At 71.7% G+C, this 24,418-nt stretch carries 21 protein-coding genes and 1 pseudogene; 13 read left to right on the forward strand and 9 right to left on the reverse strand.

Annotation, left to right across the window (positions count from 1 at the left end; all coding sequences use genetic code 11):
• Positions 1 to 2,146 (reverse strand): FAD-binding and (Fe-S)-binding domain-containing protein (locus HF577_RS27530; protein ID WP_169398880.1); only part of this gene is annotated, 2,146 nt, incomplete at its 3' end.
• On the reverse strand, positions 2,143 to 3,312 hold the full coding sequence (locus tag HF577_RS27535) for a pyridoxal-phosphate-dependent aminotransferase family protein (RefSeq protein WP_169398881.1): 1,170 nt from the start codon (positions 3,310 to 3,312) through the stop codon (positions 2,143 to 2,145). The genes HF577_RS27530 and HF577_RS27535, both read right to left, overlap by 4 nt.
• A 213-nt stretch (positions 3,313 to 3,525) precedes the next feature.
• Between HF577_RS27535 and HF577_RS27540 the strand changes: the two genes are divergently transcribed.
• Genes HF577_RS27540 through HF577_RS27560 form a run of 5 tightly spaced genes read left to right on the forward strand, consistent with a single transcriptional unit; the run spans position 3,526 to position 8,319 of the window.
• Positions 3,526 to 4,920: an SLC13 family permease gene (locus HF577_RS27540; RefSeq protein WP_169398882.1), complete on the forward strand. Its 1,395-nt coding sequence runs from the start codon at positions 3,526 to 3,528 to the stop codon at positions 4,918 to 4,920.
• A 2-nt stretch (positions 4,921 to 4,922) separates the two neighbouring features.
• Positions 4,923 to 6,149 (forward strand): CaiB/BaiF CoA transferase family protein, encoded by a 1,227-nt coding sequence (locus HF577_RS27545; RefSeq protein ID WP_169398883.1) that lies wholly within the window; start codon positions 4,923 to 4,925, stop codon positions 6,147 to 6,149.
• The gene (locus tag HF577_RS27550; protein ID WP_169398884.1) at positions 6,146 to 6,919 is read left to right on the forward strand and encodes an enoyl-CoA hydratase; all 774 of its coding nucleotides are present in this window, start codon (positions 6,146 to 6,148) and stop codon (positions 6,917 to 6,919) included. Before HF577_RS27545 ends, HF577_RS27550 begins: the two co-directional genes overlap by 4 nt.
• Positions 6,920 to 6,975: 56 nt before the next feature.
• A complete protein-coding gene (locus HF577_RS27555) occupies positions 6,976 to 7,755 on the forward strand; it encodes an IclR family transcriptional regulator (RefSeq protein ID WP_169398885.1) in 780 nt (259 codons plus the stop codon).
• A complete protein-coding gene (locus HF577_RS27560; protein WP_169398886.1) occupies positions 7,756 to 8,319 on the forward strand; it encodes a class I SAM-dependent methyltransferase in 564 nt (187 codons plus the stop codon). It abuts the gene before it with no gap.
• A gap of 234 nt (positions 8,320 to 8,553) precedes the next feature.
• On the opposite strand, the gene HF577_RS27565 is transcribed toward HF577_RS27560, so the two are convergent.
• Positions 8,554 to 10,233, reverse strand: a complete 1,680-nt coding sequence (locus tag HF577_RS27565; RefSeq protein ID WP_169398887.1) for an AMP-binding protein — start codon at positions 10,231 to 10,233, stop codon at positions 8,554 to 8,556.
• Positions 10,234 to 10,448: 215 nt separating this feature from the next.
• Here HF577_RS27565 and HF577_RS27570 point away from each other — a divergent pair, with 215 nt between their 5' ends.
• The 5 genes from HF577_RS27570 to HF577_RS27590 all read left to right on the forward strand — a co-directional run bounded on the left by HF577_RS27570 (position 10,449) and on the right by HF577_RS27590 (position 16,511).
• Positions 10,449 to 11,459 (forward strand): LacI family DNA-binding transcriptional regulator, encoded by a 1,011-nt coding sequence (locus HF577_RS27570; RefSeq protein WP_169398888.1) that lies wholly within the window; start codon positions 10,449 to 10,451, stop codon positions 11,457 to 11,459.
• A 99-nt stretch (positions 11,460 to 11,558) separates the two neighbouring features.
• Positions 11,559 to 13,214: a glycoside hydrolase family 13 protein gene (locus tag HF577_RS27575; protein ID WP_169398889.1), complete on the forward strand. Its 1,656-nt coding sequence runs from the start codon at positions 11,559 to 11,561 to the stop codon at positions 13,212 to 13,214.
• Between the two features lie 35 nt (positions 13,215 to 13,249).
• Positions 13,250 to 14,623: an ABC transporter substrate-binding protein gene (locus tag HF577_RS27580; protein WP_169398890.1), complete on the forward strand. Its 1,374-nt coding sequence runs from the start codon at positions 13,250 to 13,252 to the stop codon at positions 14,621 to 14,623.
• Between the two features lie 2 nt (positions 14,624 to 14,625).
• Positions 14,626 to 15,513 carry a carbohydrate ABC transporter permease gene (locus HF577_RS27585; RefSeq protein ID WP_169398891.1) on the forward strand — a complete coding sequence of 296 codons (888 nt, stop codon included), beginning with the start codon at positions 14,626 to 14,628 and terminating at the stop codon, positions 15,511 to 15,513.
• On the forward strand, positions 15,510 to 16,511 hold the full coding sequence (locus HF577_RS27590) for a carbohydrate ABC transporter permease (protein WP_169398892.1): 1,002 nt from the start codon (positions 15,510 to 15,512) through the stop codon (positions 16,509 to 16,511). Before HF577_RS27585 ends, HF577_RS27590 begins: the two co-directional genes overlap by 4 nt.
• A 20-nt stretch (positions 16,512 to 16,531) precedes the next feature.
• On the opposite strand, the gene HF577_RS27595 is transcribed toward HF577_RS27590, so the two are convergent.
• Complete coding sequence (locus tag HF577_RS27595; protein WP_169398893.1) at positions 16,532 to 16,816, reverse strand: hypothetical protein; 285 nt, start codon at positions 16,814 to 16,816, stop codon at positions 16,532 to 16,534.
• Positions 16,817 to 16,998: 182 nt separating this feature from the next.
• On the opposite strand from HF577_RS27595, the gene HF577_RS27600 reads away from it, so the two are divergent.
• Together HF577_RS27600 and HF577_RS27605 are read left to right on the forward strand one after the other, a co-directional pair.
• Complete coding sequence (locus HF577_RS27600) at positions 16,999 to 17,238, forward strand: DUF397 domain-containing protein (RefSeq protein WP_169398894.1); 240 nt, start codon at positions 16,999 to 17,001, stop codon at positions 17,236 to 17,238.
• A 123-nt stretch (positions 17,239 to 17,361) separates the two neighbouring features.
• Positions 17,362 to 18,264 carry a helix-turn-helix domain-containing protein gene (locus HF577_RS27605; RefSeq protein ID WP_169398895.1) on the forward strand — a complete coding sequence of 301 codons (903 nt, stop codon included), beginning with the start codon at positions 17,362 to 17,364 and terminating at the stop codon, positions 18,262 to 18,264.
• Between the two features lie 14 nt (positions 18,265 to 18,278).
• Here the strand turns inward: HF577_RS27605 and HF577_RS27610 are convergent, their stop codons facing one another.
• Both HF577_RS27610 and HF577_RS27615 read right to left on the reverse strand, forming a co-directional pair.
• Positions 18,279 to 19,118 (reverse strand): SAM-dependent methyltransferase, encoded by an 840-nt coding sequence (locus tag HF577_RS27610; protein ID WP_169398896.1) that lies wholly within the window; start codon positions 19,116 to 19,118, stop codon positions 18,279 to 18,281.
• Positions 19,119 to 19,198: 80 nt separating this feature from the next.
• Entirely contained in the window at positions 19,199 to 20,518 is a 1,320-nt protein-coding gene (locus HF577_RS27615) for an MFS transporter (RefSeq protein WP_169398897.1), read from the reverse strand.
• A gap of 83 nt (positions 20,519 to 20,601) precedes the next feature.
• On the opposite strand from HF577_RS27615, the gene HF577_RS27620 reads away from it, so the two are divergent.
• On the forward strand, positions 20,602 to 21,513 hold the full coding sequence (locus HF577_RS27620) for a LysR family transcriptional regulator (protein ID WP_169398898.1): 912 nt from the start codon (positions 20,602 to 20,604) through the stop codon (positions 21,511 to 21,513).
• Here the strand turns inward: HF577_RS27620 and HF577_RS27625 are convergent.
• From HF577_RS27625 to HF577_RS27635, 3 genes and pseudogenes are all read right to left on the reverse strand, one after another.
• Positions 21,503 to 22,765, reverse strand: a complete 1,263-nt coding sequence (locus HF577_RS27625) for a class I SAM-dependent methyltransferase (RefSeq protein WP_169398899.1) — start codon at positions 22,763 to 22,765, stop codon at positions 21,503 to 21,505. The two genes, HF577_RS27620 and HF577_RS27625, sit on opposite strands and share 11 nt — an antisense overlap.
• Before the next feature lie 63 nt (positions 22,766 to 22,828).
• Entirely contained in the window at positions 22,829 to 23,785 is a 957-nt protein-coding gene (gene pip / locus HF577_RS27630; RefSeq protein ID WP_169398900.1) for a prolyl aminopeptidase, read from the reverse strand.
• 72 nt (positions 23,786 to 23,857) lie between these two features.
• Positions 23,858 to 24,418 (reverse strand): annotated as a pseudogene (locus tag HF577_RS27635) (hypothetical protein); the annotation flags it as partial.

A 24,418-nucleotide genomic window follows, 5' to 3' on the forward strand; every position in this document is an offset into this window, starting at 1 on the left:
TCGGGAGGGGGCGGGCTGGGGCGATGCCCAGGGTGCGGCCCAGCAGCCTGCGCAGCGCGGGGATGCGGCCGGGCAGGTTCGACAGGGGGGCGGTGGCCGAGCCGAGCCGGTTGAGCCCGCGGATCCCACCGAACACCCGGGACCGCAGCGGGGTGCCCTCCACCTGGTGGGCCTGGTGCAGCGCCTCGCTCTTCAGCGTGGCCATGTCCACCGACAGCGGGCACTCGCTCTTGCAGGCCTTGCACATCAAGCACAGGTCGAGGGCGTCGTGCAGCCCCTCGTCGGTGAGCCCGACGCGCGGGTCGGGCGCGGTCAGGGCCTTGACCAGCGCGTTGGCCCGGCCGCGGGTGGAGTCGTGCTCGCGGCGGGTGGCCATGTAGGACGGGCACATCACCCCGGCGTCGGTCTTGCGGCACAGGCCGATGTTCATGCAGCGGTCGGCGGCGCCGCGCATGCCGCTCGCTCCGCCTGCCACCACCGTGAAGTCGAGCGCGGTGCGCAGGGGCGGCGCCGGGGGCAGTGCGGGGTCGCGCAGGTGGTCGGTCATCGCGGGCGCGTCGACGATCTTGCCCGGGTTCAGCCGGTTCTCGGGGTCGAAGATCCCCTTCACGCCGCGCATCGCCTCGTAGAGGTCGTCGCCGAACAGCGCCCGGTTGAACTCGCTGCGGGCGAGGCCGTCGCCGTGCTCGGAGGAGTTGACGCCGCCGAACTCCGTGACGAGGTCGCGGATCTCCTCGGCCACGGCGCGCATCTTCGTCACCTCGTCGGGCCGGGAGAGGTCGACGAACGGGCGGATGTGCAGGCAGCCCACGGAGCAGTGCCCGTAGAACCCGGCCCGCATCTCGTGCCGGTCGAGGATCTTGGCGAACCGCTCGGTGTACTCGGCCAGCCGCGAAGGGTCGACGGCCGTGTCCTCGACGAACGCGAGCGGCCGGTTCGCTCCCGTACTCGCGGCCATCAGCAGCCCGAGCCCCGACTTGCGGACCTTGAGCAGGGCGCCCTGCTGGGCGGGGGTCTCGGCGCGCAGCGTGTGGTAGCCGTGGCCGTGGCGCTCCCAGAGCGCGACGAGCCGGTCGAGCTGCCCGGCGAGCTCGGCCGCGTCGTCACCGGTGAAGGAGACGAACAGCAGCGCGTCGGGGTCGTCCTGCAGGATCTCGCCGAGTGCCGCGTACTCGATCCGCTCGCGGGAGAGGTCGAGGATCGTGCGGTCCATCAGCTCGACGGCCGCCGGGTCGCAGCCCAGCGCGTCCTCGGTGGCGGCGATGGCGGCGGCGGTGGAGCGGAAGTGGCCCACCGCGATCACGGTGTGCTTCGGCTTGGGCACCAGCCCGACGGTGGCCTCGGTGGCCACCACCAGCGTGCCCTCGGAGCCGACGACGAACGTGGCGAGGTCGAAGCTGCCGGGGCTGGAGGTGGCGGCGGCGGCCAGCCGGTCCAGCCGGTAGCCGCCGGAGCGCCGCCAGAAACCGGGGTACCCGCTCCCGATCGCGCCCCGGTTCGCCTCGACCAGCGCGGGCAGGTCGCGGTAGAGCCGCCCCTCCAGTGTGGACGCCGTGGCGCGACGCGCGCGTTCGGAGTCGTCGACGGGGGCGAGGTGCGCGGTGCTGGCGTCGGAGAGCACCACGTCGAGCGTGCGGACGTGGTCGATCGTCATCCCGTAGCGCACCGAACCGCTGCCTGCGGAGTTGTTGCCGATCATCCCGCCGAGCGTGGCGCGGTTGGACGTGGAGGTGTCCGGCCCGAACATCAGCCCGTGCGCGCCGGCCGCCCGGTTGAGCTGGTCCTGCACCACCCCCGGCTGGACGCGCGCGGTGCGCGCCTCCGGATCGAGCTCGAGGATCGTGCTCATGTACCGGGAGAAGTCGAGCACCAGCGCGTCGCCGACCGTCTGGCCGGCCAGGCTGGTGCCCGCCCCGCGGGGGAGGACGGCGACACCGTGCTCGGCGGCGATCGCCACGGCGGCGGCCACGTCGGCGGCGTGGCGCGGCGCCACCACCCCGCGCGGGGTGATCGAGTACATGCTGGCGTCGCGCGAGTAGAGGTGGCGGGTGTAGTCGTCGAAGGCGACCTCCCCTTCGATCGCCCGCGACAGTGCCTGCGCGAGATCCGCGTGCTGTGTCGGCGACGTGCTCGCCGGCCCGGTCATCCGGCGTCCCGCAGGTGCTCCAGCGCCGCGTCGACCCCACCCGGCTTGATCGGCACCCCCGCCAGCTGCAGACCCATCTGCACGCCGCCGAGCGTGCCGGCGAGCGTCAGGTCGTTGAAGTGACCGAGGTGCCCGATCCGGAACACGGTGCCGGCCAGGCGGCCGAGACCGGTGCCGAGCGACATGTCGAACCGGTCGAGGATGATCCGGCGCACCTCGTCGGCGTCGTGACCGTCGGGCAGCAGCACCGCCGTCAACGACCCGGAGTACTCCCGGTCGTCGGCGCACAGCACCTCGAGCCCCCACGTCCGGACGGCGGCGCGGGTGGCCGCGGCGTGGCGCTGGTGGCGGGCGAAGACGGCGGGCAGGCCCTCCTCGTCCAGCATGGCGAGCGCCTCGCGCAGGCCGTAGAGCAGGTTGGTGGCCGGCGTGTAGGGGAAGAACCCGCGGGTGTTCGCGTCCAGGATCGGCGCCCAGTCCCAGTAGGACCGCGGGAGCCCGGCCGAGCGCGACGCGGCCAGCGCCTTCTCGCTCACGGCGTTGAAGCCCAGCCCGGGTGGCAGCATCAGGCCCTTCTGCGAGCCCGCCACCGTGACGTCGACGCCCCACTCGTCGTGCCGGTAGTCGATCGAGGCCAGCGACGAGATGGTGTCGACGAGCAGCAGGGCGGGGTGCCCGGCGGCGTCCATCGCGGCCCGGACGGCGGGGACCCGGCTGGTGACGCCGGTGGAGGTCTCGTTGTGGACCACGCACACGGCCTTGATCACGTGTCCGGTGTCGGCGGTCAGTCGCGCACCGACGGCATCGGGGACGACGCCGTGGCGCCAGTCGCCGGGGATCACCTCGACGTCGAGACCCAGCCGTCCGGCGAGCTCGGCCCACAGCGTCGAGAACTGGCCGGTCTCGCCGATCAGCACGTGGTCGCCCGGACTGAGCGTGTTGGCCAGGGCCGCCTCCCACGCGCCGGTGCCGGAGGACGGGTAGATCACCACCGGTCCCGTGGTGCCGAACACCGGGCCGAGTGCGGGCAGCAGGGCCTTCGTGAGCTCGGCGAACTCCGGGCCGCGGTGGTCGATCGTGGGCGCCGCCATCGCCCGCAGCACCCGGTCGGGAACGTTCGTGGGCCCCGGGATCTGCAGGAAGTGACGCCCTCCGGTCGGACTCATGCCATGCCTCCAGGTGCGTCGTCGTTGCCGCTTCGTGGAAGACATCTACCGCATCCCGGGTGGGCGCGACAGGCTCGCACGAAGAGACGAGGGCCGAGGCACGCGTATCCGCGTACGGGGGCCTTGACCCGGTGGTGTGAGCCGAACCATACTCCTGGACGGAAACCGCCTTCCGCATTACGGAACAACGACGTCCGGCCGTGAGGAAATGGCATGTCCTATCAGGTGATCTCGATCCTCGCGCTGGTGGCGGCCTTCGTCCTCGCCACCGTGCTGCCCATCAACCTCGGCGCGATCTCGCTCGTGGCGGCGTTCGTCATCGGGACGCTGGCGCTCGACGGGAGTCCGGACGACGTCGCCGACGCGATCTTCGCGGGCTTCCCCGGCAGCCTGTTCGTGATCCTCGTCGGCGTCACGTTCCTGTTCGCCATCGCCCGCGCCAACGGCACCGTCGACTGGCTCGTGCACGTGGCCATGAAGGGCGTGGGCGGCCGGGTCGCCCTGATCCCGTGGATCATGTTCCTGGTCACGGGCGTGCTCACGGCGTTCGGTGCCGTGGTTCCCGCCGCGGTCGCGATCATCGCCCCGGTCGGGATGGGGTTCGCGGTCCGCCACAAGATCAACCCGGTGCTGATGGGCCTGGCGATCATCAACGGGGCCAGCGCGGGTGGGTTCTCCCCGCTCAGCATCTTCGGTGTGATCACCAACGGCGTGGTCGCCCAGAACAACCTGCCGGGCAGCCCGCTGTTCCTGTTCCTCGGCAGCCTCGTGTTCAACGTGCTGCTCACCATCGTCGTCTTCCTGATCTTCGGCGGTCGCGAGCTGCTGGGGCGGGTGGCCGACACCTCGGGCGAGACGGCGGAGGAGCCGGCCGCGGCGAGCGCACCGGCCGGGCGGGAGTCGGGCACCAGTGGGGTCGCCTCCGGCGGCGGCCCGGGTGCCGCGCGGGCGACCACCACCGGCGCAACGGGTGCCGGCTTCACCGACAGCGAGCGGCCACCCGTCACCACACTGGACCTGAACCGCTCGCTCACGCTGGTGGCGCTGATCGGCGTGGCCGTCGGTGCGCTGGCCTTCCAGCTCGACGTCGGACTGCTCGCCGTCACCGCCGCGGTCCTGCTCTCGCTGCTCGCCCCGCACACCTACAAGGGCGCGGTGGCCCAGGTGGCCTGGCCCACCGTGCTGCTGATCTGCGGGATCGTCACCTACGTCAACCTCATGCAGGACATCGGCACGGTCGACTTCCTCGGTAACCAGGTCGCCGCGATCGGTGTGCCGCTGCTCGCCGCGCTGGTGGTCTGCTACATCGGTGCCGCCGTGTCGGCCTTCGCCTCCACCACCGGCATCCTCGGCGCGCTGATCCCGCTGGCGGTGCCGTTCCTCCTCGCCGGGTTCGTGGGCCCGATCGGGCTCATCACCGCGCTGGCGATCTCCTCGTCGGTGGTCGACTCCAGCCCGTTCTCCACCTCCGGTGCGCTCGTCACAGCCAATGCCCCCGAGGACCGCCGCGACTACGTCTACCGCAGGTTGATGCGCTGGGGCTTCTCGATGGTCGTGATCGCGCCGCCTGTCACCTGGCTGTTGCTGGTGGTGCCGGGTTGGCTGTAGGCATGGAGCAGGAGCACGCGGCCGACGGGCCGCTCGCCGGTGTCACGGTGCTCGAGGTCGGTGTCTTCATGGCCGGCCCGTTCGCCACCATGCAGCTCGCCGACCTCGGGGCCAGGGTCATCAAGGTCGAGAACCCGGCGGGGCCGGACCCCACCCGCTCGACCGGTCCGTTCCTCGACGGCCCGGGCTCGCAGCGGCACAGCTCGCCCTTCCTGCGGCTCAACCGCAACAAGGAGTCGGTGGCGCTCGACCTCAAGTCCGACGCCGGGCGGGCGGCGTTCCTGCGCCTGGTGGCGGGGGCCGACGTACTTGTGGAGAACCTCCGGCCCGGCGCGCTGCGCCGACTCGGTCTCGGGCCGGACGAGCTCGCGCAGCTCAACCCCGGGCTGGTCTACGCCTCCGCGTCCGGCTTCGGGCAGGACGGGCCGCTGGCGGCGCTGCCGGGACTGGACATCATGGCCCAGGCCCGCGCCGGACTGATGAGCATCACGGGCTCCCCGGACGGCGACCCGGTCAAGGTGGGCGTGCCGATCTGCGACCTCGTGAGCGGGCTCTACACGGCACTCGCGGTCACCGCCGCGCTGCTGCACCGCGACCAGCCCCACGGCGACGGGCGAGGGCAGCAGGTCGACGTGTCGTTGCTGGAGTCGGGCGTCTCCCTTGCGGTGTGGGAGGCCGGCACGTACTTCGCCACCGGGCAGGTCGGCCGCCCCCTGGGCTCGGCGCACCAGACGCAGGCGCCGTACCAGGCGGTGCGGTGCGCGGACGGCTGGGTGACGGTCGGGGCGATCACCCCGAAGACGTGGGACGGGCTCTGCGCCGCGCTCGACCTGCCGCATCTGCACGCCGACCCCCGTTACGCCGACTCGAGCGGCCGCCACGCCCACCGCACCGAGCTGATCGCCGCGATCGAGCATGCCACCACGGCCCGCGACACCGCGGGCGTCGTCGCGGCGCTGGAAGCCGCCGGGGTCCCGTGCGCTCCGATCAACGACTACGGCCAGGTGTTCACCGACGCCCACCTCGCCGAACGGGACTTCTTCTGGGACGCCGAGCACCCCGATCTCGGCCCGGTGCGGCAGCTCGGCTCTCCGATGCGCCTGTCGGGCACGGCCGCCCGCCGCGGCGGCGCCGGACCGGTGCTCGGTGCCGACTCCCGGGCCGTGCTCGGCGAGGTCGGGTACAGCGACGCGGAGATCGACGCGCTGCTCGGGACGATGGCGCGATGACTGACGAACTCCTGGTCGAGCGCGATGGTCCGGCGCTGCGCGTCACCTTCAACCGCCCGAAGTCGCACAACGCGCTGACGTTCGCCATGTACGAGGGCCTGTACGAGGCCTGCGAACAGGCGGACTCGCAGGACGACGTCGCGGTGCTGGTGCTGCGCGGGGCCGGCGGCCGGGCGTTCGTCTCGGGCACCGACATCGCGCAGTTCGAGGGCTTCGACGGTCCGGCAGGCGTGGCCTACGAGGAGCGGATCACCCGTGTCGTGCGGAGGCTGGAGGACACGACGGTGCCCACCGTGGCCGCCGTCGACGGCTACTGCATCGGCGGCGGCCTCGCGCTCGCCGCGGCCTGTGACCTCCGCATCGCCACCTCGGCGTCCCGGTTCGGGGTGCCGATCGCCCGGACGCTGGGCAACTGCCTGTCGATGGACACCTACGCCCTGCTGCTGGGGCACCTGGGCGCGGCACGCACGCTCGACATGCTGCTGCGCGCCCGGCTGCTCGGCGCGGACGAAGCGCACGCGGCGGGGTTCGTCACCCAGCTCGTGGACGACGCCGAGGCCCTCGACGCGGCGCTCGCCGAGACCGTCGAGGCACTGGCCTCCCACGCTCCGCTGAGCATGTGGGCAGCCAAGCAGGCGATCACCCGCCTGCGGCGCGCGGGCCTCCCGAACGGCGACGACATCGTCTCGCGGGTGTACGGGAGCGCCGACTTCCAGGCCGCCGTGCGGTCCTTCGCGACGAAAGAAAGTGTGACGTGGAAAGGCGAGTGAGGCCTGCCGACTAACGTGCCCTGTCGGCAGCTCGCCCAACCGGAACCGGGAGAACCATGACTGGTGTGGCGCAACCCGACCGCAGTGGCGGTGTGCAGTCCCTGGACAGGGCGTTCGCCCTGCTCGAGCACATGGCCGACGCGGGTGGCGACGTCGCGCTCTCCGAGCTCGCCGTCCGGTCGGGTCTCCCGTTGCCGACGATCCACCGGATCATCCGCACGCTCGTGACGTCGGGCTACGTCCGGCAGCTGCCGTCGCGCCGCTACGGGCTGGGGCCGCGGTTGATCGGGCTGGGTGAGGCCGCGTCCCGGATGCTGGGGGAGTGGGCGCGCCCACAGCTCGCCCAGCTCGTCGACCAGGCCGGGGAGACCGCCAACCTCGCGATCCTCGACGGGGACGCCGTCGTCTACGTCGCGCAGGTTCCGTCGCGGCACTCCATGCGCATGTTCACCGAGGTCGGGCGCCGGGTGCCGGTGCACTGCACGGGGGTGGGCAAGGTGCTGCTGGCACAGCTGCCGCCCGCTCAGGTGCACGCCATCGTGGTGCGCGCCGGCATGCCGGCGCAGACGCCGCACACGATCACCGACCCCGACCGGCTCGCCCGTGAGCTCGAACGGATCCGGCACCAGGGCTACGCGGTCGACGACGCCGAGCAGGAGATGGGCGTGCGCTGCGTCGCCGTCGCCGTGCCGGGTGGGCGCTCGACCACCGCGTTGTCGGTCTCCGGGCCGGAGACGCGGGTCACGTGGGCCGTGGTGGAACGTATGGTGCCGCTGTTGCAGCAGGCGGCCGCGGCGCTCGCCGGCCAGCTCGACGGAAGGGGGGTCACGGCGTAGATGAACGAGGAGCACCTACGGCTGTGCGCGAGCGGCGAATGGGCCCGGCTCGTGGCCGACGACCTGCTGCCCTGGGTGCTGGGTGAGAACGACGGCATCGGGGACGACGTGCTGGAAGTCGGTGCCGGCCCCGGTCTGGTCACCGACCTGCTCGTGGAACGGGCCCCCCGGGTCACCGCGGTGGAGATCGACCCGGAGCTCGCGTCGGCGCTGCGGGAGCGGATGAGCGGCAGGCCCGTGGAGGTGATCACGGCGGACGCCACGGCGATGCCGCTGCCCGATGACCGGTTCTCCGCCGCGTTCTGCTTCACGATGCTGCACCACATTCCCGACGCCGCAGGTCAGGACCGCGCGCTGGCGGAGATCGCCCGCGTACTGCGACCGGGCGGTGTGCTGCTCGGCACCGACGGCGAGGACACCCCGGCACGGCGGGCCCTGCACGTCGACGACATCTTCAACCCCGTCGACCCGGCCGTGCTGCCGTCCCGGCTCACCGCGGCCGGGTTCACCGAGGCCGAGGTGGAGAGCAACGGCGACAGGTTTCGCTTCCGCGCCCGCCGCTGACCCAGAGCCGCAGCCCATCCTGACATCGGCACCGAAGGTGATGTCGCTGATCGTGACCAGGTCGACCTCGTCCATGCGCTGCCGAAGGAAGAACGGCTCCGGCTCGCCGAGCCGGAGCAGCCGCTGGTGCGGATACAGCGCGGACCCCGGTGGTGTACTGCCAGGCCCCTGGCGCCGCGCCCCCGGCCAGCAGGTCCCTGTCGGCCACCCCACCAGGCTACGCACCGGGGATCCTCAGGCGAGCTGCTCCAGATCCGCCTGACCGTTCAGCCAGGACCGCAGCAGCTCCTTGCGGACCTTTCCGGTCGAGTTCCTCGGCAGCCGGTCCAGCCGTTCGAGCCGGGACGGCAGGTACCAGTCCGTCATGCCCTGCGCGGTGAGGTACTTCCGCAGCTCCTCCAGGGCCGGCGCGGCGTCACCCCGGACCATGATCACGGCGCACGCGAGCTCGGCGTCGTGCTCGTCGACGTAGCCGACCACCGCGACGTCGCCGACGGCCGGATGTTGCATCAACAGGTCTTCCACGTCGGCGATCGGGATCATGAACGCGCCGCCGACCCGGTCGGCGACCCGTCCCATCAGGCGAATTCCCCCGTGGCCGTCCCAGACCGCGAGGTCGCCGGTGTCGTACCAGCCGTCGTCGTGCTCCCGGGTCACGGTCAGCTGGTTCTCCTCGCCCCGGACGGTGGCCAGGCACACCGCCGGGCCACGGACGAAGAACCGCCCCGGCTGCCCAGGGGTGACCGGCGCATCGGAGCGGATGTCGATCTCGTAGCCGGGGAGGGGCCGCCCGTCGCTCTGCAGCGTCCAGTCGATGGGGTCGTCGGCCCTGGTCATGGTCGCGCAGCCGACCTCGGTCATGCCCCACTCCGAACGCAGGCCGATACCGAAGGTCTCGATCACCGTCTTCACCACCCGGCTGGGGATCTTCGTGCCGGTGGCGGCCAGGACCCGAAGCGACGGCAACGGCGGCGGACGCTCCGCCACCGCGGCCACGAGCTGGTCGTAGTAGCTCGGCGCGGCCATCATGACCGCGACCCGCGCCTGCTCGAGCGCTGCCAGCCCCGCTGACCCCGACCAGGTGTCCAGCAGGACGGCCCGCGCACCGGTCTGCAGCGGGATGTAGAGGGAGAACACGGTCCCGAGGCTGTACATCGCGCTGTGCGGGGTGAAGACGGCGTCTGCGGCAGTGATCGATTCGGCCGCTGCCAGTCCCGAGGAGCCCGCGTGCCAGGTGTTCTGCGTTCCCAGCACCCCCTTGGGCTGGCCCGAGGTGCCGGAGGTGAAAAGGACGATGGACACCGCGTCCGGGTCCTCTTCCGCATCGTCCAATGCAACGGGATGCCGCTCTTCCCACGGCGTGTTCTCGAAGAACTCGCCGAACTCGATCTCGGTGCCCGGTTCGGGCCGCCCGAGGACGACGAGCTTGCGCAGTCCGGGCAGATCCGCGGCGACCGATCGGGCCATTTCGGCGTGGTCGAACCCGTCCCACCGGTCGATGGTGACGAATACGTCGGCGTCGGCCCGAGCGAGAAGCCGTCCGAGCTCACGCCGCCGGATCGTGGTCATGACGGGGGCGATGACCGCGCGGAGCCGGGCTGCCGCCACGTACAGGGCGCAGGCCTGCCACCAGTTCGGCAGCTGCATGGCCACGACCTGGCCAGGCCGGACGCCGAGCTCGTACAGCGCGCCGGCGAAGCGTTCCACCATGTGTGCGTAATGGGCGTAGGTGACGGTCGTCCGCCGCCCGTCCGCCGCAAAGGCGTCGATCGCCACCGCATCGGGGCTGGCGTCCCGCCATTTCCGCAGATCATTGATGAGGCCGGTGTCCCGCCACCAGCCGTCCGATCGGTATTTTTCCGCCAATTCGGCCGAAGCGCGCACGGTGCACATCTCCGTCTGACCCTGTCGCATACACCACACTCCTCTGCTAACCGCTGTCACATTTCTCGGAGGCGCTTGTTTGCTCAGTATCGAGGGGTGTCGCGCCAATTTCTATTCCGAGAGTGCGGCGACTCGGCTCGGGAGCGCGGATACGACGGCCGCGCCGAGCGGACGCCCGGCGGCGGGCACCGCAAGCGGGCGCAACTGCTGCAAGAGTTTGCAGGAACGTGCGTTACGCTTGCGGCATGACACGACGGCTCGCGGTGGTGGCGCAGAAGGTGGGGGTCAGCGAGGCCACGGTCAGCCGGGTGCTCAACGGGAAGCCGGGAGTCTCGGAGGCCACCCGTGATGCCGTGCTCACGGCGCTCGACGTGCTCGGCTACGAGCGGCCCACCCGCCTTCGCGGGGAACGCGCCCGGCTGGTCGGGCTGGTGCTCCCCGAGCTGCAGAACCCGATCTTCCCCGCGTTCGCCGAGGTGGTGGGTGGTGCGCTGGCCCAGCAGGGCCTCACCGCGCTGCTCTGCACGAGCTCGGCGGGCGGGGTCAGCGAGGCGGCGTACGTCGACCTGCTGTTGCAGCAACAGGTGTCGGGCGCGATCTTCGCCGGCGGCCTCTACACCGAGGCCGACGCCCGGCACGACCACTACCGGCTCCTGCTGCAACGCAAGCTGCCCACCGTGCTCACCAACGCCGCTGTCGACGCGCTGGGGCTGCCGCAGGTCTCGTGCGACGACGGTGCGGCCGTCGAGCAGGCGTTCAACCACCTGGTGGCGCTCGGCCACCGCCGCATCGGGCTGTTGCTCGGCCCCGCGTCCCACGTGCCGTCGCGGCGCAAGCTCGCCGCGTTCGCCGCCGCCAACGCCCGCGCCGGCCGTCCGGAGGGCGACAGGCTCGTCGAGCACGCGATGTTCTCGCTGGAGAGCGGCCAGGCCTCGATGCTGCGGCTGCTCGACCAGGAGGTCACCGGGGTGATCTGTGCGAGCGACCCCCTCGCACTCGGCGCCATCCGGGCGGCGCGCCGCCGGGGCCTCTCGGTACCGGGCGACCTCTCGGTGATCGGCTACGACGACTCGACCCTGATGAGCTGCGTCGACCCGGCCCTCACCACGATCCGGCAGCCGATCGAGGCGATGGGCCGGGCCGCGGTCGACCTGCTGGTCCACCAGATCGAGGGCAGCGCGGTGGGCACCGCGGAGCTGATGTACGAGCCGGAGTTGGTGGTGCGCTCCTCGACAGGACCGGCGAAGGCGCATTGATGTCGATAAAGTGACGAGATTCCGTCGGTCTCTTGCGGATATCTGACGCACACCGCTACCGTCCCCGCCCACACGATCGGGTGACGCGAGCGGGGGCGCATGGACGGGCCGGCGGCGCACGACGAGCTGTGGTGGCGCGATGCGGTGATCTACGAGGTCTACCCCCGCAGCTTCGCCGACGGTGACGGGGACGGCATCGGTGACCTGGCCGGCGTCCGGTCGCGGCTCGGCCACCTGCGCGAGCTCGGTGTCGACGCCATCTGGTTCACGCCCTGGTACCTCTCCCCGATGGCCGACGGCGGCTACGACGTCACCGACTACCGCGCGATCGACCCGGCGTTCGGCACGCTCGCCGAGGCGGAGGAGCTGATCACCGCCGCCCTCGCCGTCGGTATCCGCACGATCGTCGACGTCGTCCCGAACCACGTGTCCGACCAGCACCCCTGGTTCCAGGCCGCGCTGGCCGCCGCGCCCGGCTCGCCGGAGCGTGCGCGCTTCTGGTTCCACCCGGGCCGCGGCCCCGGCGGTGCCGAGATGCCGACGCACTGGCCGTCGATGTTCGGCGGCGACACCTGGACCCGCACCAAGAACGCCGACGGGACACCGGGGGAGTGGTACCTGCACCTGTTCAGCTCCGGGCAGCCCGATCTCAACTGGAGCCACCCCGACGTCCGCCGGGAGCACGAGGACGTGCTGCGGTTCTGGTTCGACCGCGGCGTCGCCGGCGTCCGGATCGACTCGGCCGCGCTGCTGGTCAAGGACCCAGCACTGCCGGAGATCCCGGCCGACCCCGGTCCGGGCGAGCACCCCAACACCGACCGCGACGAGCTGCACGAGATCTACCGCGGCTGGCGGGAGATCGCCGACTCCTACCCGGCGGACCACGGCCCGGGCCGGCGGATCCTGGTCGGGGAGATCTGGCTGCCCGACGTCGAGCGCTTCGTCCGCTACCTGCGTCCCGACGAGCTGCACACGGCGTTCAACTTCGACTTCCTGGCCCGGCCCTGGGACGCGGCGCAGCTGCGGGCGTCGATCGACGCCACCCTGGCCGCCCACGCGCCGGTGGGCGCGCCCGCCACCTGGGTGCTGTCCAACCACGACGTGACGCGGCCGGTCACGCGCTACGGCCGTGCCGAGTCCGGGTTCTCGTTCGCGGCCAAGCGGGCGGGCACCCCGACCGACCTGGAGCTGGGCAGGCGGCGGGCGAGGGCGGCCGCGCTGCTCTCGGCGGCGCTGCCCGGTTCGCTCTACCTCTACCAGGGCGACGAGCTGGGGCTGCCCGAGTACGAGGAGCTCGACGACGACCTCCGGCAGGATCCGATGTACCTGCGCTCGGGAGGCGTCGACCCCGGCCGGGAGGGCTGCCGGGTGCCGCTGCCGTGGCACGGCGACCGTCCGCCGTTCGGGTTCTCGCCGCCGGGTGCGCAGCCCACGTGGCTGCCGCAGCCCGCGGAGTGGGCGGAGCTGACCGTGGCTGCGCAGGAGGCCGACCCCGGTTCGATGCTCGCCCTGTACCGCGCCGCGCTCCGGATCCGCCGTGCCGAGCCCGATCTCGGCGACGGCCCGATGGAATGGCTGCCCGCCGCGGACGGCGTGCTGGCGTTCCGCCGCGGACCGTCGTGCACCTGCGTGGTGAACCTGTCGCCCCGGCCCGCGGTGCTGCCTGCCCACACCGCGGTGCTCCTGGCGAGCGCCCCCCTGACCGACGGCGGGCTGGCCCGCGACACCGCGGTCTGGCTACGCACGTCCCCGTGATCGGACCGCACCGGCACTGACGAGAGGGAGCGACAATGAGGTCCATCCGTAAGACCGCCACCGCGGTATCGGCAGCGCTGGTCGTCGCCGGTCTGCTGGCCGCGTGCAGCAGTTCGTCCGACGATCCGGCGGCCGGCGGGAAGACGGCCATCACGGTGGTCAGCCTCAAGCCCGGCAGCGAGCAGGCGGCGTTCGACGCCTTCGAGAACCAGGTCCGACAGTTCGAGGCCGCGAACCCGGACATCGACGTGACCTCGCAGGAGTACGAGTGGACGGGCCCCACGTTCACCGCGCAGCTCGCCGGGGGCACCCTGCCGACCGTCTTCACGGTGCCCTTCACCGACGGCAAGGCGCTGATCGAGCGCGGGCAGCTCGCCGACCTCACCGAGCACGTCCGGGGTTTCGGCTACGCCGACAAGTTCAACGCGACCGTGCTGCAGTCCGGGCAGAGTGACGACGGCGGGATCTTCGGGGTGCCCACGGCGGCCTACGGCGTCGGCCTGCACTACAACCGCACGCTCTTCGCGCAGGCCGGGCTCGACCCGGACAAGCCCCCGGCCACCTGGGACGAGGTGCGCACCTACGCGAAGCAGATCGCCGAGCGCACCGGGCAGGCGGGCTACGCGCAGATGACCGAGGAGAACACCGGCGGCTGGATGCTGACCTCGCTCACCTACGCACTCGGTGGCCGGATGCAGACCGTCAACGGTGACAAGGTCGAGGCCACGATCGACAACCCCGGCGCGCGGGAGGCGCTGACCCGGCTGCGGGACATGCGCTGGCAGGACAACTCGATGGGCAGCAACTTCCTCTACGACTGGGGAACCATCAACCAGGAGTTCGCCGCCGGCCGGATCGGCATGATTATGGGCGGCTCGGACATCTACGAGTCGCTGGCGCAGCAGAACAACATCAACCCGGCCGACTACGGGCTCTCCGTGCTGCCGCTCGCACCGGGCGCGTCGGCCGGCCTGCTCGGCGGCGGCACGCTCGCCGCGGTGAACATCAAGGCCACGCCGGAGCAGCAGGCCGCCGGGGCGAAGTGGATCGACTTCTACTACATGGCCAAGTACCTGAAGCAGGACGCGGCGGAGCTCGACGCCAGGACGCTGGCCGAGAGCGACCAGCCGGTCGGCCTGCCGGAGCTGCCGGTCTTCGACAAGGCGACGCTCGACCAGTACAACGAGTGGATCAAGCCGTACGTCAACGTGCCGCTCGACCAGATGCGCTTCTTCTCCGACGGGATCTTCGACCAGGACCTCGCCGGTGAGCCCACGGCGCGCACCCAGGAGATGTACGCGGTGCTGGACACCGTCGTGCAGGCGGTGCTCACCGACCAGGGTGCCGACATCACGACGCTGCTGAGCACGGCCGACGCCGAGGTCCAGGCGATCATCGACCGGGGCTGAGCATGCGTACCTGGGTCCGGCGCGGTGGCCTGAGCACGCTGGTCTTCCTGCTGCCGCTGCTGGTGATCTTCGGCGTGTTCTCGTGGCTGCCTATCGTGCGGGCGGCGCTGATGAGCGTGCAGCAGACCAACCTGGTCACCGCGCCGGAGTTCGTCGGGCTGGAGAACTTCGAGTCGGTGCTGGGCGATCCGCTGTTCTGGACCGCGGTGCAGAACACCGGGCTGTTCGCGCTCATCGCGCTGGTGTTCGGCTACCCGCTGCCATTGGTGCTGGCCGTGCTGATGAGCGAGGTGCGCCGGTTCCGCGGGCTGTTCAGCGCCATCGCCTACCTGCCGGTGGTGGTGCCACCGGTGGTGGCGGTGCTGATGTGGAAGTTCTTCTACGACGCCCGCCCCGACGGGGTGTTCAACACCATCCTCGGCTGGGTGGGGCTGGGCCCGTACCAGTGGCTGCAGTCGGCCGACACCGCGCTGCCGTCCCTCGTGCTGGAGGCCACGTGGGCGGCGGCGGGCGGCACGGTGATCATCTATCTGGCCGCGCTGCTCGGGGTGCCCGCTGAGCTGTACGACGCGGCCGACGTGGACGGGGCGTCGATCTGGCGCAAGATCTGGCACGTCACCCTGCCGCAGCTGCGCGGCGTGCTGCTGGTCACCCTGATCCTGCAGATCATCGGCACCTCGCAGGTGTTCCTCGAGCCGTTCCTGTTCACCGGGGGCGGCCCGGCGAACTCGACGCTCTCGGTGCTGCTGCTGATCTACAACTACGCGTTCGGTTCCAGCCTGGGTGGCGACTACGGGGCGGCCACGGCACTGAGCCTGATGCTCGCGGTGTTCCTGGCCGCGCTGTCGGCCGTCTACTTCTGGCTCACCCGATCCTGGAGCACCTCATGAGCACTCCGACGAGCACGCGACCCGTGGTTCCCGCAGGCGCGGAGCCCGTCGCGGCGCAGCCCGTTCCCCGGCGGCCCGCCCGGTGGCTGGTCGGACGGGCCGGCCGCCGGTCCGACGACCAGCCGCCGCGCGGGATCGTCTCGGACGCGGAGCGGCGCACGCCCGTGGTGCGGGTGGCGCTGCGGCTCACCCATGCCGTGGTGCTGGTGGCGCTGGTGGTGGTCGGGCTCGGTCCGATCCTCTGGCTGGTGAAGGCCTCGATCAGCACCACCCAGGACACCCTCCGCAGCCCGATGGCGCTGTTCCCGAGCGGGGTGGACTGGGCGAACCTGGCCACCGCGTGGTCGACGGTGCACATCGACCTGCACTTCGCCAACAGCATGATCATCGCCACGGGCGCCTGGCTCGTGCAGCTGGTCGTGGCCACCACCGGCGGCTACGCCCTGTCGGTCCTGCGGCCCCGGTACGGGCCGATCCTGTACTGGCTGGTGCTCAGCACGCTGTTCGTCCCGGCCGTGGTGCTGCTCGTGCCGCTCTACCTGACTGTGCTCGACCCGCCGCTGCTCGGGGTCTCGTTGATCAACTCGTTCTGGGCGGTCTGGCTACCGGCCGGGGCGAACGCCTTCAACGTGCTGCTCACCAAGCGGTTCTTCGACAACCTGCCGCGGGAGATCTTCGAGGCCGCCCGGATCGACGGAGCCGGCCCGTACCGGATCTTCTGGTCGGTGCTGCTGCCGATGTCCCGCCCGATCCTCGGCGTGGTGTCGGTGTTCGCCTTCATCGCGGCCTGGAAGGACTTCCTCTGGCCGCTGCTCGTGCTGCCCGACCCGGACGTCCAGCCGCTCTCGGTGCGGTTGCCCACGCTGGCCCGGTCGATCGAGCTGGACGTGCTGCTCGCGGCGCTCACGATCTCGGCGCTGATCCCGATGGTGCTGTTCCTGGTGTTCCAGCGGACGTTCCTGCGCAGCGCGGGCCTCAGCGGTGCGCTGAAGGGTTGAGTGCAGCGGGCTGGGAGAGATCAGCCGAAGATGCGGGACAACAACCGCTGTTGCTGACGACGGACGGCGTGGCGGGCGCTCCACAGATCGGCACAGGACCGGCAGGGCTCCCCGTCCGGAGCCGACATGGGGGCTGCGGCGACCATGTGCCCGCAGACGGCCGAGTAGTAGCCCGAGTGGTGCGCTACACCCTGGGTGAGCTCGCTGTCCGGTACGGCGTGGGCGCGACCATCGGTGACACAGGTGACCGAGACGGTCGCCGTCGACTGCGCGCCGACAAACGCCGGCTGTTGTGTTCTGCTCACGGCCCCCCGATCCGCACACAGTGTGTCCGCGTGTGCCCGAAAGCACACACCGTCCGAGGGACAGTCTGCCGTGTACAGCTTGCATTCGCAAGCGTGTCTGCAACAACATCTGCAATTGCAGATGCAACGCACGCACCCCCGGACAGCGAGGCCGGAGGGGCCGGAAGGGTCGGAGGTCGGACATGCAGCACCACGACGGCACCAGCGTCACCGCTGATCATCTCGGAGCCGTCGCGTGGCGGAAGAGCCAGGCCAGCAACCCCAACGGCGACTGCGTCGAGCTGGCCCACCTGGCCAACGGCGAGGTGGCCGTCCGCAACTCGCGCGACCCCCGTGGGCCCGCGCTCGTCTACACGCGCGCGGAGATCGCGGCCTTCATCCGCGGCGCCAAGGACGGCGAGTTCGACGACCTCATCGCCTGATCGACAGTAGACCGGCCGCAGGCCCCCCGGACGGTCTATGCTCCTCGACCTGAAGGTGGCGGTGCTGCTCGTTTGTTCCCGGGCCCGATCGAGTCAGGACAGGTTCGTCGTGAAGGTTGAGCTGTGAGAGCAGAGCCGGAAGGCCGGTCCCCGCTGGCGTCGTCCGACCCCGCTCAGGCGGGCGGCCCCACCGTCCTGCGCATCGTCCTCGGCACCCAGCTCCGGCGCTTGCGCGAGGCCAGCGGGATCACCCGGGAGGCCGCGGGCGACGCGATCAGGGCGTCCCACGCGAAGATCAGCCGGCTGGAGCTCGGCCGGGTGGGCTTCAAGGAACGCGACATCGTCGACCTGCTGTCGCTCTACGGCGTCACCGACCAGGGAGAGCGCGAGGAGTTCCTCGGCCTCGCCCGCCGCGCCAACGCGCGGGGCTGGTGGCACCAGGACGGCAACATCCTCCCCAGCTGGTTCGAGATGTACATCGGGCTCGAGCAGGCCGCGAGCGTCATCCGCACCTACCAGGTGCAGTTCGTGCCCGGCCTGCTCCAGAGTGAGGAGTACGCGCGCAGCGTCATCCTGGTCGGCCACCAGGACGCGTCCGCCGACGACATCGACCGCCGGGTCCGGCTGCGGATGACCAGGCAGAAGATGCTCACGGAGCCCGGCGCGCCCCAGCTCTGGGCCGTGATCGACGAGGCGGCCCTGAGCCGGCCGTTCGGCTCCAAGCGGGTCATGCGTGAGCAGTTGGAGTACCTGCTCGAGATGACCACGCTGCCGAACGTCACGGTCCAGGTGCTCCCGTTCGACTTCGGTATCCACGCCGCCGCGGGCGGTCCCTTCACCATCCTCCGGTTCGCCGAGGCCGACCTGCCCGACATCGTCTACCTCGAGCAGCTCAACAGCGCCGTCTATCTCGACAAGCGCCCTGAGGTCGAGGACTACCTCGCCGTCATGGAGCGGGTCAGCGTCCAGGCGGAGACCCCGATCGACACGAAGGCTCTCCTGCGGGAGAAGCTCGCCGACATGTGAGGCAGCGGCTCGGCTCAGGACACCTTCCGCGCCATGCCCGCCGAGAAGAGGGTGTGCACCGGGCTGTCGGCGGGGGTGAGCTCGTCGGGGTGCCAGTCGTTGCCGTAGACCAGGCCGGGCTCCAGCATCTCGAGCCCGTCGAAGAGGCGACGCAGTTCCTCCCACGTGCGGAAGCGTCCCGTTCCCAGGCCACCGTCCAGGAACGCCTTCTCGAGATCCTTCGCGCGGTCCTCGTCGTCGTCGAGGAAGTTGGTGGTGACCAGGTAGGAGCCCACCGTGAGCCGGTTCCTGATGGCCGCGGCCGCGGGAAGGACCTCGGCGTCGGTGAGGTGGTGCAGGATGCTCGCGGCGATGACCGCGAACGGCTCGTCGAAGTCGATGAACTCCTTGACGGCCGGGTTGTCGAACACCGAGTCCGGCTCGCGGATGTCGGCCATGATCATGGTGGTGGTGTTCTCCTGGCTGAGCAACGCCCGGCCGTGAGCCAGCACCACGGGATCGTTGTCGACGTAGACCACACGGACGTCCCGGTCCACCTCGTGGGCGATCTCGTGGACGTTGCCCAGGGTGGGCAGGCCCGAGCCGAGATCGATGATCTGACGGAGCCCCGCGTCGCGCACGAGGTACCGCGTGGCCCGGCGCAGGAGATTGCGGTTGTCCCTCGCGAGGCTGCCGATCTGGGGGACCGCGGCGAAGATCGCGTCGGTGGCCCGGCGGTCGATCTCGAAGTGTTCCTTGCCGCCGAGGATGAAGTCGTAGACACGGGCGATCGACGGCCTGCTCAGATCCACCTCGGGAGGAAGAGTGACGCCGGCACGGCCGCGGTTGCCGGTCTTGTCCGCCCGGCCAGCCATCACAGTTCTCCTCCATCAGGTGGCACTCACGCCTACCTGGTGCCGCTCCGAAGATCGCGGTGGAAGTCTAGCGCGATTGCCTACATACCGATGACCAAGGCTCGTGGTGCGTCGGCCTTGTGAACGGGCCTCCGATCCGAATTCGGCGGGACGGAATCCGCTCCGTTTTCGCCGTGGGGGCGCGGGCGGCTCAGCAGGATCGGTGCCGTGGCCAGGACGATCAGGGTGAGCACTCCGGCGAACATCAGGAGGCCGAACCGGGGCGTGGTGTACCGCTCCAGGAGGCCCAGCCCGACCACCGGAACCGTCAGCCCGCTGTAGCCCGCCAGGAACAGACCGGCGAGCGCCTCGGCCCGGCTGTCCGCCGGGGCGAGCGCGCCGACGGTGCCGACGGTCCCCCGGAACAGCAGGCCTGCGCCCAGCCCGGAGACGACGCCACCGGCGAGGAACGCGGCGAGACTCGGCGTGCGCAGCCAGACCGCCCCCACCAGCAGTGCGAGCCCGACCAGGACGGTCCCGACCCCGGCCAGCAGGACACGGTGCACGCTGCTCCTCGCGGTGGCGACCTGCGCGATGACGGCCGAGGAGAAGACCAGGAACGTGACGGCACCGGCCAGCGCGACCGAGGGGTGGTGCAGCGTCCCGGCGAGGTAGCTCGGCGCGAGCGAGGTGAACAGCCCGAGCGCGGCGAAGACGACGAACATGCCCGTGGCCGCCGCGGCGAACAGGCGGCGGGCGTGCGGCGGAACCGAGACGCGCTGCGGCCGGTAACGCGGTCGCGGCCGCAGCGCGGGACGGGTCTCCGGGGCGGCCAGCACGAGCAGCACCGCGATCGTCAGCGCGACGGTGAACACCACGAACGGGACGGTCAACGGGTGGCCCACCCACTGGGCGAGTGCCCCGGACACGACGGTCCCCACGCCGAAGCCGCCGAGGTTCGCCGCCGTGCCGACGACCTGGGCCCGCCGGCTCGCCCCGCCCGGGCGGTGCGCGGCATGGAGCTCGGCCAGCCAGGCGGTCGCCGTGGCGGTGAAGGCGCCGACCCCGAGGCCGGTGAGTGAGCGTGCGACGAGCAGCCCGGGCAGGGTGGGCCAGACCAGGAAGACCACGGCGGCGGCCATCTCCAGGAGCATCGCCGGGACGGCGATGCGCTTGCGGCCGTGCCAGTCGGACACGTGCCCGGCCAGGAAGAGGCTGAGTACCGAACCGATCGCATAGGCGGCGAAGACGATCGTCACCATGAATGCCGAGAAACCGTCGCGCTCCCGATAGAGGGAGTAGAGCGGTGTCGGAACCGTCCCGAATGCGATGGCCGTGACAAAGGCGAAAGCAACGGCCCAGAAGCCGAAGCCGGGGCGGCGCAGGCGTCCGGGGAGCACCGGCAGGCGGGAGGCAACCATGCATCCAGCCTGCGAGTGCCGGCCATCCGTCGCCACGAAGGAACGTGCTCGTCGCCATCGCGAATCGCGATACCGTCGCCGAGGTGGAACTGCGACACCTGACCGCGTTCGTCGCCGTCGCCGACGAGGGCGGCTTCACGCGCGCCGCCGACCGGCTCCACCTGGTGCAGTCGGCGGTCTCCGCTGCGGTGCGGAACCTGGAGAAGGACCTGGGGGCCGTGCTCTTCGAGCGCAGCTCCCGCGGCGTCACCCTCACCGGTGCCGGGCGAGCTCTCCTCCCCGAGGCCCGCGCGACGCTCGCCGCGGCGACGGCGGCCAGGGAGTCCGTCGAGCAGGTGGCCGGCGGCCTGCGGGGCACCGTGACGCTGGGAGTCATGCAGGCGATGCGCACGATCAGCGTGCCCGGCGTGCTCAGCGTGTTCCGCACCGAGCATCCGAACGTCACTGTCGAGGTCCGCCACGCCGGCGGCTCGCCCGGCAACGCCGAGCAGGTGCGTGACGGCCGGCTGGACCTGGCGTTCGTCTCCCTGCCCGACGAGCGGATGCCCGGCCTCGCCGTGACCCCGCTGACCCGGGAGCCGATGCTGCTCGCCGTGTCGCCCGAGCACCCCCTCAGCGGCCGCCGGTCGGTGGAGCTCGCCGCGCTGAGCGGGGAGGTGTTCGTGGACTTCCCCGCGGGATGGGGCATGCGCGAGGCCAACGACCGGGCCTTCGCCGCGGCCGCGGTGCAGCGCACGGTGGCCTACGACATCAACGACGCGGCCACCGTTCTCGACTTCGTCGGCCATGGCCTGGCAGCCGGGATGATCACGGCCTCGGCGGTGGAGGGACGGCGCGACATCGTCCTCGTCCCGGTGCGCCACCACGTCCCGCACTTCGAGACCGCGGTCGCGGTGGCGGCGGGCAGGCGGCTCGGCGCGGCCGCCGATGCGCTGCTGGCCACGATCTGCCGGGCCGCCGGGGTGGGCGATCCCGGCGGGTGTCTCAGACGGTGATGAGCTCGGTGGCGTGCAGGCCGAGCTCGTCGAGCAGGGACCGCACCTCACCCGCGTAGACGGGGTTCATGAGCAGCACGGTGCGAGGCGGTGCCGGGACGAGGTCGTGCGGCGCGACGATGGGGAGCCCCAGGCCGCCGATGTAGTGGTGCTGCAGGCCGGGGTTGATGTCGACCACCGCGGACACCGCGGCCGCGTGGTCCCGGAGCATGTTGAGGAACGTGAGGCCCTTGGCCCCGCCGCCCCAGACGACCACCCGCTCGCCTGCGGCGGCGCGGTCGTCGAGCCATGAGCCCCAGTGGGCGATCCGGCCGAGGGTGTGCGTGGCGAAACCCTCACAGAGCAGGTGCAGCCGGTCCAGCTCGGCGGCCGGGCCCGGCTCGCCGGAGGGCGCGGGGTGACGGGCCGGTGCGGCCTCGGCGACGACGTACTGGTCGGTGTAGGTCGTCCGCACGTCGAGCACGTCGAACCCGAGGCCGCGGAGGTAACCGGCCAGCGTGTCCGGGGTGAAGTAGGAGCAGTGCTCGTACTGCAGGTCCCAGAACGCCCCGTCGGTGAGGATGCGGCCGAGGTCGGGCACCTCGGCCAGCAGCACCGGCACGCCGGCCGCCCGCATCCCGGCCATGATGTCCGACCCGAACACGGCGAGCTCCGGGATGTGCTCGAGCGTGTGCCGGCACACGATCGCCGCCGTGCCGGGCTCGACCATCCGGGGTGAGTAGAACGCGGGCACCGCGCCCAGCCGCTCGGCGAGGTCGGCCGGAACGCGGTCGGGACCGAAATGGGGGTCGATGCCGGTGACGGTGCCGACGCCGGCACGGAGCAGTTCGGCGGCGAAGTCGCCCGCGCCGCAGCCGATCTCGACGACGTGCGCGCCGCGCAGCCCGTGCCGCTGCACCCACTGCCCGCTCAGCTCCGCTGCGTACGCGGCGAAGCGGGGGGAGAGGTGCTGCGACTCCTCGTGCTCGCCGGTGTAGTCCAGCTTCGACATGTCGAAGGCCCGGTTGAACACGACGCCGCAGGTGCCGCAGAGGGCGAGCTCCTGGTCTCCCGTGGTGACCGCCCTGGCCTCGTCCGGGGTGGTGAAGACCGCGGTGCCGTGGACCGGCAGGCCAGCCAGGCGGATGAACGCCTCGGGAGCCGGAGCGGCACAGGCCGGGCAGGCGGCCGGCTCGCTGCGCGCCGCCGCACCGGCCGTCGCCGAGGCGGTCAGGTCGATCATGGTCACCTCTGCGTGCGGATCAACAGCCATCGCAGCGGAGGGTAGTGGGGCGCGCCGCCGTTCTCAGATGCGGTCGTCGAACGAGGTCCGCTCCTAGCGCGCGAAGGCGTCGAGAGCGCCGAGCAGCCGGTCGCGCAGGCCGTCGCTGCCCTTGTGCCCGGAGTCGCTGATGGCGAAGAGCTCCGCGTCGGGCCAGGCGCGGGCGAGCTCCCACGCCGTGTGCAGCGGCCCGCTCATGTCGAGGCGGCCGTGGATCAGGACGCCGGGGATGCCCGCGAGGCGGCCGGCGTCCCGCAGCAGCGCGCCCTCCTCCAGCCACGCGCCGTGGGAGAAGTAGTGCGCGCAGATGCGGACGAGGGCCAGCACGTCGTCCGCCGGGCGGTCGCTGAAGACGTTCGGCTTCCCGTTCGGCTCCAGGGAGAGGATCGCGTCCTCCCAGGTGCACCAGTCGTTCGCGGCGCGGTGCCGCACGAGCGGGTCGGGATGCTCCATCAGGCGCGCGTAGGCGGCCACGAGGTCGCCGTCGCGCTCGGCTTCGGGGACGCCCGCCCGGAACTGCTCCCACTCCTCGGGGAAGAACCGCCCGACGCCCCGGTAGAGCCAGTCGATCTCCGAACGGCGGCTGGTGGTGACGGCGACGAGCACGATCTCGGACACCCGGTGCGGGTAGCGCTCGGCGTAGGCGAGGGCCAGCGTGCTTCCCCACGAGCCGCCCGAGAGCAGCCAGCGTTCGATGCCGAGGTGCTCGCGCAGCCGCTCCATGTCGGAGAGCAGGTGCTCCGTGGTGTTGACCGACATGTCCGTGGCCGGGTCACTCGCGTGCGGACGGCTGCGGCCGCAGCCGCGCTGGTCGAACAGGACAGCGCGGTACCGGTCGGGGTCGAACTGCCGCCGCATGTTCGTGGAGCAGCCGCCCCCGGGGCCGCCGTGCACCACGACGGCCGGTTTGCCGTCGGGGTTGCCGCACGTCTCCCAGTACACGAGGTTGCCGTCGCCGACGTCGAGCATCCCGTGGTCGTACGGCTCGATCGGCGGGTAGCTCTCGACCATGTCCGTCCCCTTTCGCCCGCCGGTACGGTACGGGCGGAGGGGACGGGTCGCGAAGATCGGGTCGGGTCGTGCTCAGCGCAGGTCGGCAGGGTCTCCCCGGCCGGGCCATATCTTCGAGCCGAGCGCCCCGCCGAGTGCGGCGGCGGCCACCGACACCCCGAGCCCGAGCGCGGCCCAGCCCGCCATCTGCCGGGCGGAGTTGAGCACGAGCACCGGGTCGAACCCGATGTTCTGCTGCTGCCCCGCGCCGAAGAGGTCGGCCAGCGGCCCCACCAGCGCGCCGCTGCCGACCACCGCGAGGGTGACGATCACGAGCAGGCTCAACGCCCAGACGAGGACACCGTGCAGCAGGCCGTCGCCCACGCGCCGCCACATCGTGGACGCCCCGGCGAGCAGGCCGCCGACGAAGAACGCGACCAGCGCCAGGATGCCGGCGACGATGCCCCCGGTGGTGGTGCCGCCGCCGTAGCCCATGCCGAGCAGGCCGAGGGCGAAGAACAGCAGCTGCAGGACGATGAACGTCGCCAGTGCGACCAGAGCGCCGGCCCACACCGCTCCCCACCGCACCCGGTCGTGCCAGGGCGCCGCCGCCTCCGCGGTTGCTGCCGGAGCCCCCGTCGCCCAGTTGGTCGT

The sequence above is a fragment of the Pseudonocardia xinjiangensis genome, from assembly GCF_012911925.1.
GTDB classification, from domain to species: Bacteria; Actinomycetota; Actinomycetes; order Mycobacteriales; family Pseudonocardiaceae; genus Pseudonocardia; species Pseudonocardia xinjiangensis.